Source organism: Achromobacter insuavis (assembly GCF_902859645.1).
Taxonomy (GTDB): Bacteria; Pseudomonadota; Gammaproteobacteria; order Burkholderiales; family Burkholderiaceae_B; genus Achromobacter; species Achromobacter insuavis.
Window position 1 is genome coordinate 1 of record NZ_CADIJR010000045.1, and the last position, 13,439, is coordinate 13,439.

The window sequence follows — 13,439 nt, forward strand, 5'->3', positions numbered from 1 at the left end:
CGCCGCCCAGGGGCGCGGCGGCCGAAGGCGCGGTCGGCACGGGCGGCTGCGCGCGCACGGGCGCCACCGGCATGCGCGGGGTGGTGCCTTGCGTGGGCAATTCGAACAGGACCTGTACCGGACGCTCGAACCACTCCGCGGCCAACGCTTCGATCTGGTGGGAGAAGTTCTTGCGCACCCAGTCCAGCTTGAACCGGTTGGGGGCGGCAACGCGCAGCACCGCCTGCGTTTCGTCATACGCAAGCGGGACCAGCGGTCGTATCCACGCGCTGATTTGTTGGGGGGGGAGTTCCTGCTCAAGACGACTGACGCAGGTCTGCCAGAATTCTTTCATGTCGCTCTTATTCAAACCTCGATTCTACCTTGCCTGGGCACGGGTTATCCACAGGGTAGGGCATGAGCGTGCACAACCCGCCCCCTTAACTGTTTGACAAGACAGGGAAAACTTGCTGAAATGGTGGGCTTTTCCGAATTCTGTCTGTCAGAAGGTTTCGCAGAAGGCCCAGGTTCACACGGGTAATAGGGTAATGGTTACACTTACCCCGCCCCCGGAACTGTGCCTTGCTGAATAGGTCGCCCGGGTATTGCCCGGACCAGAGCCCCGTCTACAAGCCTGTCTTTGCCAGTGAATCCGCATGTCATGTGCGAATTCGCAGCGAGGCGCTTACTAGATACCCGCTACCGGATTTGCGACCAGGAACCCTCCGGGCAGGTCCCTTCTGACTTTTGTTCTTTTTGTGGATCGTCCATGAAACGCACCTACCAACCTTCCGTTACCCGCCGCAAGCGCACCCATGGTTTCCGCGTGCGCATGAAGACCCGCGCTGGCCGCGCCATCCTGAACGCTCGCCGCGCCAAGGGCCGCAAGCGTCTGGCTGTCTAAGTCTCGCTTCTTGCGCAGACACCCGACCCGCTGACCCGCAGTCCATGCCGCGCGCCACGCTTCCGCCGGAGGCGCGGCTGCATCGCCCCTCCGAGTTCGCCGCCGCCCTCAAAGGCCGGCGTCTGGCCCGAGGGGCGTTTTTCGTTGTGAGCGCCGCTTCCAACGATCTGCCTCCCGGTCAGGACGCCTGTGCCCGGCTGGGCCTGGTGATCGCCAAGCGCTTCGCCGCCCACGCCACCACGCGCAACGCCCTCAAGCGGGTCATCCGCGAAGCGTTCCGCCACCGGCGCCTGGGATTGCCGGCGAAAGACTACGTCGTGCGACTGCACAGCAAGGTCACGCCCGCCACGCTCACCGCGCTGAAACAGGCGGCCCGGGCCGAAGCGGACGCTCACTTCGAGCGGATCGCGCGATGAACGGGCCATCCCCCCGGCAGGCAGGCCGTCCGCGACGCGGGCGTTCCGTGGGGGCCGCATTACTCATTGCCCCGATCCGGTTCTACAGGTTTTTCCTGAGTCCCTGGATCGGCCGGCAATGCCGCTTCACCCCGACCTGCTCGGCGTACGCGATCGAGGCGATCGAACGCCACGGTCCCTGGCGCGGCTTCTGGTTGATGCTGCGACGCATCGGCCGCTGCCACCCCTGGTCGCCCGGCGGCTGGGACCCGGTTCCGCCGTCCAAGGGAACCAACCGCGGGGCCTGCTGCTCCCATGGGCACCGCACCGAGCATGATTGACGCTAAACTGGCGGGCTTTGCTGGCCCGTATTCACTTCAGTAGGCACCATGGATATCCGACGAACCGTCCTCTGGATGATTTTCTCCTTCTCGCTGTTGCTCCTCTGGAACAACTGGCAGATCCATAACGGCAAACCGTCGCTGTTCGGGGCCCCCACGCCCACGGCCAGCACGCCCGCCACCGACACGCCGGCCGCCGCGAACAACGCGACGCCCTCGGTGCCCAATGCGCCGCCCGCGACCGCCACCGCCACGCCTTCGGCCGTGCCTGGCGCCGCCACGCCGGTGCCGACGCGCTCGGAAGAAGTGGTCATCACCACCGACGTGCTGCGCCTGACCTTCGACACGCTGGGCGCCCAACTGGTGCGCGCCGAGCTGCTGAAGTACCCGGCCACCGGCCAGCCCGACAAGCCCACCGTGCTGCTGGACCGCAGCGCGGGCCTGACCTACATCGCCCAGACCGGCGTGATCGGCGGCAGCTTCCCCACCCACCAGACCCCGTTCCGCGTGGTCTCGACCGAGCGCCAGCTGACCGGCGACAGCCTGGTGGTGGCGTTCGAAGCCGAATCCGGCGGCGTCAAGGTCACCAAGACCTTCACGCTGCATCGCGGCCGCTATGACATCGACGTGCGCCACGACCTGGCCAACGTCGGCGCCGCCCCCGTGACGCCGGCGCTGTACCTGCAGCTCGAGCGCGACGGCAACGATCCGGCCGACACCTCCAGCTTCTATCACACGTTCACCGGCATGGCCGTCTACTCGGAACAGGACAAGTTCCAGAAGATGACCTTCGCCGACATCGAGAAGAAGAAGGCCAACTACATCAAGCAGGCCGACAACGGCTGGATCGCCGTGGTGCAGCACTACTTCGCCACCGCCTGGGTGCCGCCGCAAGGCAAGCCGCGCAACAACGAAGTGCTGGAAGTCCAGAAGAACGTCTACGCCGCCCGCACCATCGAAGCCGTCGGCGAGATCGCCCCGGGCGCCGCCGCCCGCGTCGATTCGCACCTGTGGGTCGGTCCGCAGGACCAGAAGGCCATGGCGGCGCTCGCCCCCGGCCTGGAACTGGTGGTCGACTACGGCTGGCTGACCATCATCGCCAAGCCGCTGTTCACGCTGATGACCTGGCTGCATTCCATCCTGGGCAACTGGGGCTGGACCATCGTCGCCCTGACCGTGCTGATCAAGGCGCTGTTCTACCCCCTGGCCGCCGCCAGCTACCGCTCCATGGCCCGCATGAAGCAGGTCGCCCCGCGCCTGCAGGCCCTGAAGGAAAAGTACGGCGACGACAAGCAGAAGCTCAACGCGGCCATGATGGAGATGTACCGCACCGAGAAGATCAACCCGCTGGGCGGCTGCCTGCCGATGGTGGTGCAGATCCCGGTGTTCATCTCGCTGTACTGGGTGCTGCTGGCCAGCGTCGAAATGCGCGGCGCGCCGTGGATCCTGTGGGTGCACGACCTGTCGATCCGCGACCCGTTCTTCATTCTGCCCGCCATCATGATGGCCACCATGTTCCTGCAGATCAAACTGAACCCGACGCCCCCGGACCCCGTCCAGGCCAAGGTCATGATGATCATGCCGCTGGTGTTCGGCGGGATGATGTTCTTCTTCCCGGCCGGCCTGGTGCTCTACTGGTGCGTCAACAACACCTTGTCGATCGCCCAGCAGTGGTCCATCACCCGCGCCATGCAGCGCAAGACGGAAGCCGCGGCCAACCGCTGATTCCCGCTCGCGCCATGAAAAGCCGGCCCCCAGGGGCCGGTTTTTTTTCGTCCAGGTTCCACGTTGGTTTGACGGCGATGCGCGTCAAGTCGCCCTGACGATAGTTATTTTCAATCAAATTTGGTAGCTCAATCAACTTCACAACGAAAAAATTGACCCCTATGATGTGTCGGAGATATCCCCCGGCCGGCAATGTCCGGGACGGTGTCCGATCACGCAGCGTGGCCCAGGCGCCGCGCATTCCAGGAATTACGTAGGGAGTGAGCCATGACCGACAAGAAGCATCTGACCACCGCCTCCGGGGCGCCGGTGGCCGACAACAACAACACCTTGACCGCCGGCCCGCGCGGTCCGGCGCTGTTGCAGGACTTCTGGCTGATAGAGAAACTCGCCCATTTCGACCGTGAACGCATCCCCGAACGCGTGGTGCATGCCAAGGGCTCGGGCGCCTATGGCACCTTCACCGTCACCCACGACATCACCCAATACACCCGCGCCAGCATCTTCTCCAAGGTCGGCAAGCAGACCCCGCTGTTCCTGCGCTTTTCGACCGTGGCTGGCGAACGCGGCGCGGCCGACGCCGAACGCGACGTGCGCGGCTTCGCCATCAAGTTCTACACCGACGAAGGCAACTGGGACCTGGTCGGCAACAACACCCCGGTGTTCTTCATCCGCGATCCGCTCAAGTTCCCCGACTTCATCCACACCCAGAAGCGCGATCCCAAGACCAACCTGCGCAGCGCCACCGCGGCCTGGGATTTCTGGTCGCTCAGCCCCGAATCGCTGCACCAGGTCACCATCCTGATGAGCGACCGCGGCATTCCGGCCAACCTGCGCCAGCAGCATGGCTTCGGCTCGCACACCTTCAGCTTCGTCAATGCCGGCGGTGAACGCTTCTATGTGAAGTTCCACTTCAAGTCGCAGCAGGGCATCGCCTGTCTGAGCGACGAGGAAGCGGCGCAGGTCGTGGCCCACGACCGCGAAAGCTCGCAGCGTGACCTGTTCGACAACATCGAGCAGGGCAACTTCCCGAAGTGGACGCTGAAGGTGCAGATCATGCCCGCGGCCGACGCCGAGACCTATCACATCAACCCGTTCGACCTGACCAAGGTGTGGCCGCACGGCGACTACCCGCTGATCGAAGTAGGCGTGCTGGAACTGAACAAGAACCCGGAGAACTACTTCGCCGAGGTCGAGCAGGCCGCCTTCACGCCCGCCAACGTGGTGCCCGGCATCGACTTCTCGCCGGACAAGATGCTGCAGGGCCGGCTGTTCTCGTACGGCGACACGCACCGCTACCGCCTGGGCATCAACCACCACCAGATCCCGGTGAACGCGCCGCGCTGCCCGTTCCACAGCTATCACCGCGATGGCGCGGCGCGCGTGGACGGCAATGCCGGCGGCACGCTCAACTACGAGCCCAACAGCGCGGGTGAATGGAAGGAAACCCCGTCGGCCGGCGAACCGCCGCTGCCGCTGGACGGCCAGGCCGCCGCGCGCTGGAACCACCGCGTCGATGACGACTACTACTCGCAGCCGGGCGCCTTGTTCCGCCTGATGACGCCGGCGCAGCAGGAACTGCTGTTCGGCAACATCGGCCGCCACATGGCGAGCGTGCCCGAGGAAATCCAGCGCCGCCAGCTGGAACACTTCCGCAAGGCCGATCCGGCCTACGCGGCGGGCGTGGCCAAGGCGCTGGGCCTGAAGCTGTAGGCGCGGCATTCGCGCGCGGCAGGCGCCGCGCGGCGCGTATCGGGCGGCCCATGGGGCCGCCCGATTTCTTTCCGCCGCTATTTTTTGGCTGTTTTTACGGCTGGTTTCGCGTCCACGCCTGCGCGTTCCGCCTGCGTTTTGCTCCGAAAACCACCGCAAGCGACTTTTCCACAACAAGGCCGAAAAAAGTTATCCCCATTCGTCCACAGCCAATTCACAGGCAATCCACAGGAATTCCACAGGCGCTGTGGATAGTGTTATCCGCGGAAGCTGTGGAAAACCCGCTTGCTAGTATTTCAGGCCCGTATCGCACAGCACCGTGGCCACCGTCGCGTCCGCGGGCAGCCGGCCCGAGCGCAACAGCTTGGCGGCCGCGCACGCGTTGGCGGCGGCGGAATAGCCCACGTACAGCCCCTCCCGCACGGCCAGCAGGCGACGCCATTGCTGCGCCTCGTCGTCGGTGACCGCGATGCTCAGGTCCATCAGGGACGGATCCCAGTGCGGCGGCACCGCGCCGTAGCTGGTGCCCTGGATCAGGTGACGCGCCTTGGTCACCGGTTCCCCCGCCAGCACCTCGCAGCCCAGCGGCTCGACGGCCGCGCACAACGTCGCGGCGCTCGCCGCCTTGAGCGCGCGCGCCACGCCCATGAAGGTGCAGCCGGTGCCGACGGCCGCGACCCAGCCGTCCACGGGGGCGCCGACCTGTTCCAGGATTTCGCGGCCGGTGCCGGTTTCGTGCGCGGCGATGCATTCGACGGCATTGAACTGGTCGACGTAGAAACCGCCGCGTTCGCGCGCCAGCGCGGCCGCCACCCGGGCCGCCGCCTCGACGTCGGCGCCGGTGACCTGCCCGGGGGCGCCATCGACCTGCGGCACCAGCACCACCTCGGCGCCCAGGCCTTCCAGCATGCGGGCGCGGGCGGGGCTGTTGCCCGCGGACATGGTGACCACCAGCGGATGCCCCAGCGCGGCGCAGGCCACGGCCAGGCCCGCCCCCATGTTGCCGCTGGTCATCTCGATCACCGGCATGCCGGGCGCCAGGCGGCCGTCGGCGCGCGCGGCCAGCAGGATGGCCTTGGCGGCGCGATCCTTGACGCTGCCGCCCGGTTGCAGGAATTCGGCCTTGGCCACGATGCGGCCGGGGCCGTCGTGCACGCGGCTCAGCGCGATCAGGGGGGTGTTGCCGATGAGTTCGATCGAGGAAGCGGCCAGCATAAGGGTTCCGGAGGACACATCCGGGGCGCCGTGGACGGCCGGATGAAGAAGGGACGGGCGGTCCATTGTAGAGAGGAGGGCAGTGTGCCCGGCGCCGCACACCGCAGCGGCGCATCGACGAATTTCCTTTCATGCGATATCAATAATGATTACTATTTATCGCCAATGCGCCCCCCTTGGGCGTCTGCCCCAGCCTCCACCGCCACCGAATCGAACCGTGAATCCGCAGGGATATCTTTCCACGCCCTCCATCGAGACCCTCTACCACGAGCATCACGGCTGGCTGCGCGGATGGTTGCAGCGGCGCCTGGGCAACGCGGCCGATGCCGCGGACCTGGCGCACGACGCCTTCCTGCGGCTTATCCACAAGCCGGCGCCGCGCGGCTTCGGCAGTCCGGGCGAGGCCCGCGCCTATCTGCGCAGCATGGCGCAGGGCATGTGCATCAACCTGTGGCATCGGCGCGAGATCGAGCAGGCCTGGCTCGACACGCTGGCGGCGCGGCCCGAGGCCTGCGCGCCGTCCACCGAGCGCCAGGCGATCGTGCTGGAGGCGCTGCAGGAGATCGGCGCGCTGTTGCGCGACCTGCCGCCCAAGGCTGCCCAGGCCTTCCTGATGGCCGCGGTGTGCGAGGTCCCGAGCGCCGACGTCGCCGCCGAACTCCACATCTCGCCGCGCATGGTGCGCAAGTACGTGGCCCAGGTCATGCTGCGCTGCATGCTGACCGAGGCGGCCGCCACCGCCAGCGCGCTGCGGGATCCGACCTTCGCCTGACCCATATGGCCGCCATCCCCCTGATCCCCGCGCCAGGACCGGACGCGCGCCAGGCCCGCGCCAATCCGCCGCACCATGTCATGGAGCAGGCCGCCGAGTGGTATGCACTGCTGATCTCCGGCGACGCGGTCGCGGCCGACCGGCAACGCTGGCTGGCCTGGCTCGATGCCGATGCCAGTCACCGCCAGGCCTGGGCCTACGTCGAACAGGTCAGCCAGCGCATCCTCGCGCCCTTGCGCGACACGCCCGACCCGCGGCTGACCAGCGACAACCTGCACGCCGCCGGCCAGCGCGTCCTGCGGCGCCGGCGCGCCCTGGTCCGCATCGCCTCGCTGGCCGGCGTCGGCGTCTTCGGCTGGCTGGGCTGGCGCCAGACGCCGCTGGGCCCGCTAGCCGCGGCCTGGAGCGCCGACTACCGCGCGGCCACCGGCGAGATCCGCGCCACCGTGCTGCCCGATGGCTCGCGCGTCTGGCTCAACACGGCCAGCGCCTTCAACCGGGACTTCCAGCCCGGGTTGCGCCGCCTGCACCTGGTGGCCGGTGAAATCCTGATCGAGACGGGGACGGACAAGGACCGCCCGTTCGTGGTCGACACCGCCGAAGGCCGGCTGCGGGCGCTCGGCACGCGCTTCACCGTGCGGCAAGAGGCGGGCGCGACGCTGCTGGCGGTCTATCAGGGCGCGGTCGAGATCCGCACCGCGCGAAACGCGCCCCCGACCGTCATCGCGACGGGCCGGCAGGCGCGCTTTACCGCCGCCGAGGTCGGCTCCGCCACGCGCGCCGATCCGGCGCGCGAAGCCTGGATCCGGGGCGATCTGCTGGCCAACAACCTGACCCTGCGGGAAATCGCCGATGAACTGGGCCGCTACACGCTCGGCCATATCGGCGTTGCGCCGCAAGTGGCGCAACGGCGCGTCTTCGGCACGTTCCCGCTGCGCGACGTCGACAGCGCCCTGGCCCTGCTGGCGCAAGCGGCGCAGGTAAAGGTGCAACGGCCGATGCCATGGTGGACCACGCTGGTGGCGGCCGACGACGCGGCCCCGCGCTGACATGGGCGTTACAACTTTTTTGTCGCGTGCGCGGCGCGCCAGGTTCCGTTTGCGGCCGCTCGATTGATTCAGGAAGTGAAAGCGCCATTGCACGCCAGGGCCGGCGGCCCCGCGATGGCAACGCGCTGACGACACTCTCACTTCCAGCAAGGATCGAACGCCATGTCCCGCCGCTTGTCCCCCGCCCGTCCCGCCATCGCCAGGCCGCGCCGCGCGCCTGCGTTGCGCAGCCCCCGGCGCGCCGCGCTGACCCTGCATCTGGCCGCCGCGTTCCTGGCGGCCGGGGCCTTGCCCGCCCACGCGCGACAGATGGCCTCGGAACGCCCCGCGCAAGCGCCCGCCACGCGCAGCTACGACATCCCCGCCGGTCCGTTGCAGGCGGCCCTGGCGCGCTTCTCGGCCGAGGCGGGCGTCTATCTCGCCAGCGCCACCGAACTGGTCGACGGCAAGCACAGCCCCGGCCTGAAAGGCCGCTTCGGCGCCGCGGACGGCCTGGCCGCGCTGCTGGCCGGCACCGGCCTGCAAGCGGTTGCCAACAGCCAGGGACAATATGTGCTGAAGGCCGCGCCCGCCGCCAATGGCGTGGCCACGCTGCCGGCCATCGCCGTCAGCGGCGCGGCCATCGACCCGGTGGCCCAGCGCCTCAATCCGCCGACCACGGTCGCCTCGAAGATCCCGTTGTCGCAACGCGAGATTCCGCAGACCATCAGCGTCATCACGCAGCAGCAGATCCAGGAACAGAACCTGCAATCGCTGGACGAGGCCATGAAGCGCACACCCGGCGTGATGGTGCTGCAAAGCGACGCCGACCGGGTCCAATACTATTCGCGCGGCTTCCCCATCAGCTCGATGGTGGTGGACGGACTGCCGGTGGTGATGAACTCGGACATGTCGTCCACCGCCGGCACCAATGCGCCCAGCCTGGCCATGTACGAACGCGTCGAAGTGCTGGACGGTCCAGCCGGCCTGTACGGCGGATTCGGCAGCGTCGGCGGCGTCATCAGCCTGGTGCGCAAGCGCGCGCCATCGGAATTCACGGCCTCGGTCTCGACCACCGCCGGCACCCGGGACAACTTCGGCGGCCAGGTGGATATCGGCGGCCCGCTGAACGCATCCGGCACGGTGCGGGGGCGCTTCGTGGCCGCCGCGCAGCGCAAGGACCTGGAACTGGATTCGACCTGGCGCAAGGACCAGTCGTACTACGGCACGCTGGAGGCCGACCTGTCCGCCGACACCTTGCTGCGCGCGGGCGTCAGCTACAGCCAGCGCGATTCCAACGTCGGCTGGGCCGACAAGGCGCCGCTGTACGACGATTATTCGGTGGCCGGCAAGCGCAACGATTTCTTCGGGGCGTCGTGGAATCACGACCGCTACGCCAACACCAATGTGTTCGCCAGCCTCGAACACAAGCTGGGCCAGGACTGGAAGCTCACCGCGACCGGCAGCTTCGACCACAACACGGCGCGGGTGCTGTCCGGCGAGCTGTTCGGCAACGTCGACAAGGCCACCCACACGGCCACCTTCGGCACCACCAACACCGACTACTACGAGGACAACCAGAGCTACGACCTGAACGCCACCGGCAAGTACACGCTGCTGGGACGCCAGCACGACCTGGTGATCGGCGCGAACTACAGCCGCATGTACAACTACGGCACGAGCTACTACGGCACCGACAACCTGTTCAACTTCCAGACCATCGACATCTGGAACTATTCCTACGCCAAGCCGAGCTGGAGCGGCTTGCCGGAACATACCTCCAAGGGCGCGGTGGTGCAGCGCCAATACGGCATCTACGGCAACACGCGCTTTCACCTGACCGATGCGCTCACCGCCATCGTCGGCGCGCGGGTTTCGTGGTGGGATACGCGCTATCAGCAGGACCAGACCTACAACCCGTTCGGCAACGCATCCAGCAGCGATGCCTACAAGAAAAAGGTCACGCCCTACGCCGGGCTGGTGGCCGACGTCGACGACGCGCATTCGGTCTATGCCAGTTACTCCACCATCTTCCAGCCGCAGGCGCTGCGCACGCCATCCGGCGAGCTGCTCAAGCCGATGGAAGGCGAACAATTCGAAGTGGGGGTGAAGGGCAACTACCTGGACGGCAGGCTGCAGACATCGGCCGCGCTGTACCAGATCACGCAAAGCAATCGCGCCCTGCCGACCGATGACACCAGCCAGTTCTTCGCGGCCGCCGGCAAGGCGCGCTCGCGTGGCCTGGACCTGCGCGCCTCCGGCCAGATCACGCCGGGCTGGACCGTCATGGCCGGATATACCTACAACGACAGCAAGTACCTGGACGAGGCCAGCCTGGATACCAGCGCCTCGGCGTTCTCGCAGATCGCCCCCAAGCACCTGTTCCGGGTCTGGACCAACTACCGCCTGCCCGGCGACCTCAGCCGCTGGGAAGTGGGCGGCGGCATCAATGCCACCAGCAAGCTGTTCAGCGGCAGCGGAGCCACCACGGTCACGCAGAGCGGCTTCTACACCGCGGATGCGCGCATCGCCTACAAGATCGATCCGCACATGACGGTGTCGCTGAACGCCACCAATCTGTTCGACAAGCACTACTACATGCCGCAGAGCCAGGGCGTGGTCTTCGGGGAAGGGCGGCGGGTCGCGCTGACGTTGCGCGCCGACTTCTGACGCGGGCCCTGCGCCCGGGCCTGCGGGATATCCACAGGCCCGGCCGGGCCAACCGTTCAGCGCGGCAGGGACGAGGGCGCGTGTTGCGCGCTGGCGGCGCCGGGGGCGGGCAGGTCGGCTTGCCCCGCCACGGCTGGCGTGGGCGCGGCCAGCGCGACGATGGCCAGCGCCAGCGCGACGCCCGCGGCGGTGGCGGTGCGGATCAATCGTTCGCGCAGATCGGGAGACAGACGCATGGCGTTCCTTGTGGATAAGTCGCGGGCCGGCCTAGAACGGCGCGTCGCCTTCGATGGTGGTGCGGTACAGCTTGCGGCGCAGGTGGTCGGGCGTGCCGCCGGCCAGGTGGATCAGCGAGCGGTTGTCCCAGAACACCAGGTCGTGCGGCTGCCAGCGGTGGCGGTAGATGTGCTCGGGCCGCACGCTGTGCGCGAACAGCTCGTCCAGCAGCTGCCGGCTCTCGTCCTCCGGCAGGCCTTCGATATGGGTGGTGAAGCCTTCGCTCACGAACAGCGCGCGGCGGCCGTTCTCGGGATGAGTGCGCACCACCGGGTGCGACACCGCCTGCACCTGCGCCACCTGTTGCGCGCTCAGGTTGGGGCGCCAGTTGCCTTCCTTCTGCAGCTGGCCGTACTTGGCCAGGTACGAATGCACCGCGCGCTTGCCCTCGACGGCGTTGCGCAATGCGGCGGGCAGGGTGTCATAGGCCAAGTGCATGTTGGCGAACAGCGTGTCGCCGCCTTGCGCCGGCAGTTCCTGCGCGTGCAGCAGCGAGCCCAGACTGGGCAATTCCTTGTACGAGATGTCCGAATGCCAGTACTTGCCGGCATCGCCCAGGCCGACCGGCTGGCCGTTCTCGATGATGTTGGAGACGATCAGGATCTCGGGATAGTTGGCCAGGTGGAACTGGTGCAGCACGTGGATCATCAGGCGGCCGAAGCGGCGGCTGAAGTCGATGTGCTGCTGCGGCGTGATGCGCTGGTCGCGGAACACCAGCAGGTGGTGGTCCAGGTGCGCCTGGTGCACGCGCTTGAAATCGGCGGACGACAGTTCACGGCCCAGGTCCAGGCCGATGAGCTCGGCGCCCACGGGGCCCGCCAGCGGCCGCAGCTCGAACGCCTGCGCGGCCGGGGGCGGCGGGACGGGGGCGGCCTCTTCGCGCCGCACGGCGTTGCTCTGGGACATCGGTCACTCCGGTTGGCGTCGCGGCGTTGGCGCCGGCGCTGCGGTCCATCCGCGGATGGATCAGGAATGACCGATTATGGAAAGCGCGCCTTGTATCTCAAACGAAGTTATCGGCGTTTGAACAAAGCCTGGCGTCATATAGAAAAACCGCCCGGGAGACCGGGCGGCTGGCGTGGCATCGCGCATAAGCATATCGCCACAATGCATGAAGCGCGGTGGCGCGCTACTTGTGCCTGGGCAGATAGGCCTCGACCAGCTTGACCCAATACGTCGCGCCCACCGGCAGCAGCGCGTCGTTGAAATCGTAGTTCGGGTTGTGCAGCTGGCACGGCCCCATGCCGTGATAGCTCTCCATGCGGTGGTCGCCGTCGCCGTTGCCCAGGAACAGATAGGTGCCGGGCAGGGCCTCCAGGAAGAACGAGAAGTCCTCGGCGCCCATGAAAGGCGGCATGTCGCGCACCACGTTCTCGGCGCCGAAGGCGTCCTCGGCCACCTGCGCGGCAAACGCGGTTTCCTTGTCCCAGTTCACCAGCGGCGGATAGGCGCGCACGAAGTCCAGCGTGCCGCTGCCGCCGTACACCTGCGGCAGCGTGGTGGCGATGCGGCGCATGTCTTCCTCGATCTTGTCGAGCACCTCGACCGAATAGGTGCGCACCGTGCCGCGCAGCACCGCTTCGCCGGGAATCACGTTGTAGGCGTCGCCAGCGTGGATCTGCGTGATCGACAGCACCGCCTGCTCCAGCGGGTTCTTGCTGCGCGAGATGACCGTCTGCAGCGCATGCACCATGTCGGCCGCGACGATGATCGGGTCGACCGATGCATGCGGCTGCGCGGCGTGGCCGCCCACGCCCTTGATGACGATGTCCCAGCGGTTGCTCGAGGCCATGGTGGGGCCGGCGCGGAAACCGAACTGATTGACCGGCATGCCGGGCATGTTGTGGATGCCGAACACCGCGTCACAGGGGAATTTGTCGAACAGGCCGTCCTGCATCATGGCGCGCGCGCCGGCGTTGCCGCCCTCCTCGGCCGGCTGGAAGATGAACACCACGGTGCCGTCGAAATCGCGATGCGTGGACAGGTATTGCGCCGCGCCCAGCAGCATCGTGGTGTGGCCATCGTGGCCGCAGCCGTGCATGCGGCCGCTGATGGTGGACTTGTGCGCGAAGCGGTTGTGCTCGGGCATGGGCAGCGCATCCATGTCGGCGCGCAGGCCGATGGTCTTGCCGCCGCTGCCGCCACGCAGCACGCCGACCACGCCGGTTTTCCCCAGCCCGGTGTGGACTTCCAGCCCCCATTGCCGCAGGCGCTCGGCCACCAGGTTGGAGGTGCGCGTTTCCTGGAAGGCCAGTTCGGGATGGGCGTGGATGTCACGGCGCAGTTCGGTCAGTTCACCGTGGGCGCGTTCGATTTCGGCGAGGGTTTTCATGGCGGAAGGTAGGCGGAAAGGAAAGAAGAGAACGGATGTCGTATGACAGGGTACCGGGAAATTCTCGCGTCCGTCGCCGGCCGCGTCCA

Annotated in this window: 13 protein-coding genes; 8 read left to right on the forward strand and 5 right to left on the reverse strand. The window is 67.3% G+C overall.

The annotated features are described in order from the left end of the window. Positions 1-334: DnaA N-terminal domain-containing protein (locus H0523_RS20665; RefSeq protein WP_306670205.1), on the reverse strand; the 334-nt coding region annotated here is incomplete at its 3' end. Between the two features lie 414 nt (positions 335-748). On the opposite strand from H0523_RS20665, the gene rpmH reads away from it, so the two are divergent. From rpmH to H0523_RS20690, 5 genes are all read left to right on the forward strand, one after another. Beyond that, positions 749-883 (forward strand): 50S ribosomal protein L34, encoded by a 135-nt coding sequence (rpmH, locus tag H0523_RS20670; protein ID WP_003816025.1) that lies wholly within the window; start codon positions 749-751, stop codon positions 881-883. Positions 884-927: 44 nt separating this feature from the next. Next, positions 928-1,299, forward strand: coding sequence for a ribonuclease P protein component (locus H0523_RS20675; RefSeq protein ID WP_006392133.1), 372 nt, complete (start codon positions 928-930; stop codon positions 1,297-1,299). Next, a complete protein-coding gene (gene yidD / locus H0523_RS20680) occupies positions 1,296-1,619 on the forward strand; it encodes a membrane protein insertion efficiency factor YidD (RefSeq protein ID WP_082380551.1) in 324 nt (107 codons plus the stop codon). The genes H0523_RS20675 and yidD overlap by 4 nt, the downstream gene beginning before the upstream one ends. A 48-nt stretch (positions 1,620-1,667) precedes the next feature. After that, on the forward strand, positions 1,668-3,344 hold the full coding sequence (gene yidC, locus H0523_RS20685) for a membrane protein insertase YidC (protein ID WP_054431020.1): 1,677 nt from the start codon (positions 1,668-1,670) through the stop codon (positions 3,342-3,344). Positions 3,345-3,611: 267 nt separating this feature from the next. Continuing rightward, a complete protein-coding gene (locus H0523_RS20690) occupies positions 3,612-5,057 on the forward strand; it encodes a catalase (RefSeq protein ID WP_054431018.1) in 1,446 nt (481 codons plus the stop codon). Positions 5,058-5,345: 288 nt separating this feature from the next. Here H0523_RS20690 and H0523_RS20695 read toward each other — a convergent pair whose 3' ends face one another. Next, a complete protein-coding gene (locus H0523_RS20695) occupies positions 5,346-6,272 on the reverse strand; it encodes a PLP-dependent cysteine synthase family protein (protein WP_054431017.1) in 927 nt (308 codons plus the stop codon). A gap of 217 nt (positions 6,273-6,489) precedes the next feature. On the opposite strand from H0523_RS20695, the gene H0523_RS20700 reads away from it, so the two are divergent. The 3 genes from H0523_RS20700 to H0523_RS20710 all read left to right on the forward strand — a co-directional run bounded on the left by H0523_RS20700 (position 6,490) and on the right by H0523_RS20710 (position 10,742). Then, entirely contained in the window at positions 6,490-7,044 is a 555-nt protein-coding gene (locus tag H0523_RS20700; RefSeq protein ID WP_054431015.1) for a sigma-70 family RNA polymerase sigma factor, read from the forward strand. Positions 7,045-7,049: 5 nt separating this feature from the next. Then, positions 7,050-8,093 carry a FecR domain-containing protein gene (locus H0523_RS20705; protein ID WP_231689944.1) on the forward strand — a complete coding sequence of 348 codons (1,044 nt, stop codon included), beginning with the start codon at positions 7,050-7,052 and terminating at the stop codon, positions 8,091-8,093. Between the two features lie 162 nt (positions 8,094-8,255). Beyond that, complete coding sequence (locus H0523_RS20710; protein WP_054431013.1) at positions 8,256-10,742, forward strand: TonB-dependent siderophore receptor; 2,487 nt, start codon at positions 8,256-8,258, stop codon at positions 10,740-10,742. A 56-nt stretch (positions 10,743-10,798) separates the two neighbouring features. Here the strand turns inward: H0523_RS20710 and H0523_RS20715 are convergent, their stop codons facing one another. The 3 genes from H0523_RS20715 to H0523_RS20725 all read right to left on the reverse strand — a co-directional run bounded on the left by H0523_RS20715 (position 10,799) and on the right by H0523_RS20725 (position 13,350). Next, a complete protein-coding gene (locus H0523_RS20715) occupies positions 10,799-10,978 on the reverse strand; it encodes a hypothetical protein (RefSeq protein WP_054431010.1) in 180 nt (59 codons plus the stop codon). A gap of 31 nt (positions 10,979-11,009) precedes the next feature. Next, entirely contained in the window at positions 11,010-11,924 is a 915-nt protein-coding gene (locus tag H0523_RS20720; protein ID WP_054431008.1) for a TauD/TfdA dioxygenase family protein, read from the reverse strand. A 223-nt stretch (positions 11,925-12,147) separates the two neighbouring features. Beyond that, entirely contained in the window at positions 12,148-13,350 is a 1,203-nt protein-coding gene (locus tag H0523_RS20725; protein WP_054431007.1) for a M20 aminoacylase family protein, read from the reverse strand. Positions 13,351-13,439: the final 89 nt, after the last annotated feature.

Coding starts and splice junctions, on each gene's coding strand:
- yidD (WP_082380551.1), top strand. CDS start 1,296: ATGAACGGGCCATCCCCCCGGCAGGCAGGCCGTCCGCGACGCGGGCGT.
- H0523_RS20675 (WP_006392133.1), top strand. CDS start 928: ATGCCGCGCGCCACGCTTCCGCCGGAGGCGCGGCTGCATCGCCCCTCC.
- H0523_RS20725 (WP_054431007.1), bottom strand. CDS start 13,350: ATGAAAACCCTCGCCGAAATCGAACGCGCCCACGGTGAACTGACCGAA.
- H0523_RS20705 (WP_231689944.1), top strand. CDS start 7,050: ATGGCCGCCATCCCCCTGATCCCCGCGCCAGGACCGGACGCGCGCCAG.
- H0523_RS20715 (WP_054431010.1), bottom strand. CDS start 10,978: ATGCGTCTGTCTCCCGATCTGCGCGAACGATTGATCCGCACCGCCACC.
- H0523_RS20695 (WP_054431017.1), bottom strand. CDS start 6,272: ATGCTGGCCGCTTCCTCGATCGAACTCATCGGCAACACCCCCCTGATC.
- H0523_RS20720 (WP_054431008.1), bottom strand. CDS start 11,924: ATGTCCCAGAGCAACGCCGTGCGGCGCGAAGAGGCCGCCCCCGTCCCG.
- H0523_RS20690 (WP_054431018.1), top strand. CDS start 3,612: ATGACCGACAAGAAGCATCTGACCACCGCCTCCGGGGCGCCGGTGGCC.
- rpmH (WP_003816025.1), top strand. CDS start 749: ATGAAACGCACCTACCAACCTTCCGTTACCCGCCGCAAGCGCACCCAT.
- H0523_RS20710 (WP_054431013.1), top strand. CDS start 8,256: ATGTCCCGCCGCTTGTCCCCCGCCCGTCCCGCCATCGCCAGGCCGCGC.
- yidC (WP_054431020.1), top strand. CDS start 1,668: ATGGATATCCGACGAACCGTCCTCTGGATGATTTTCTCCTTCTCGCTG.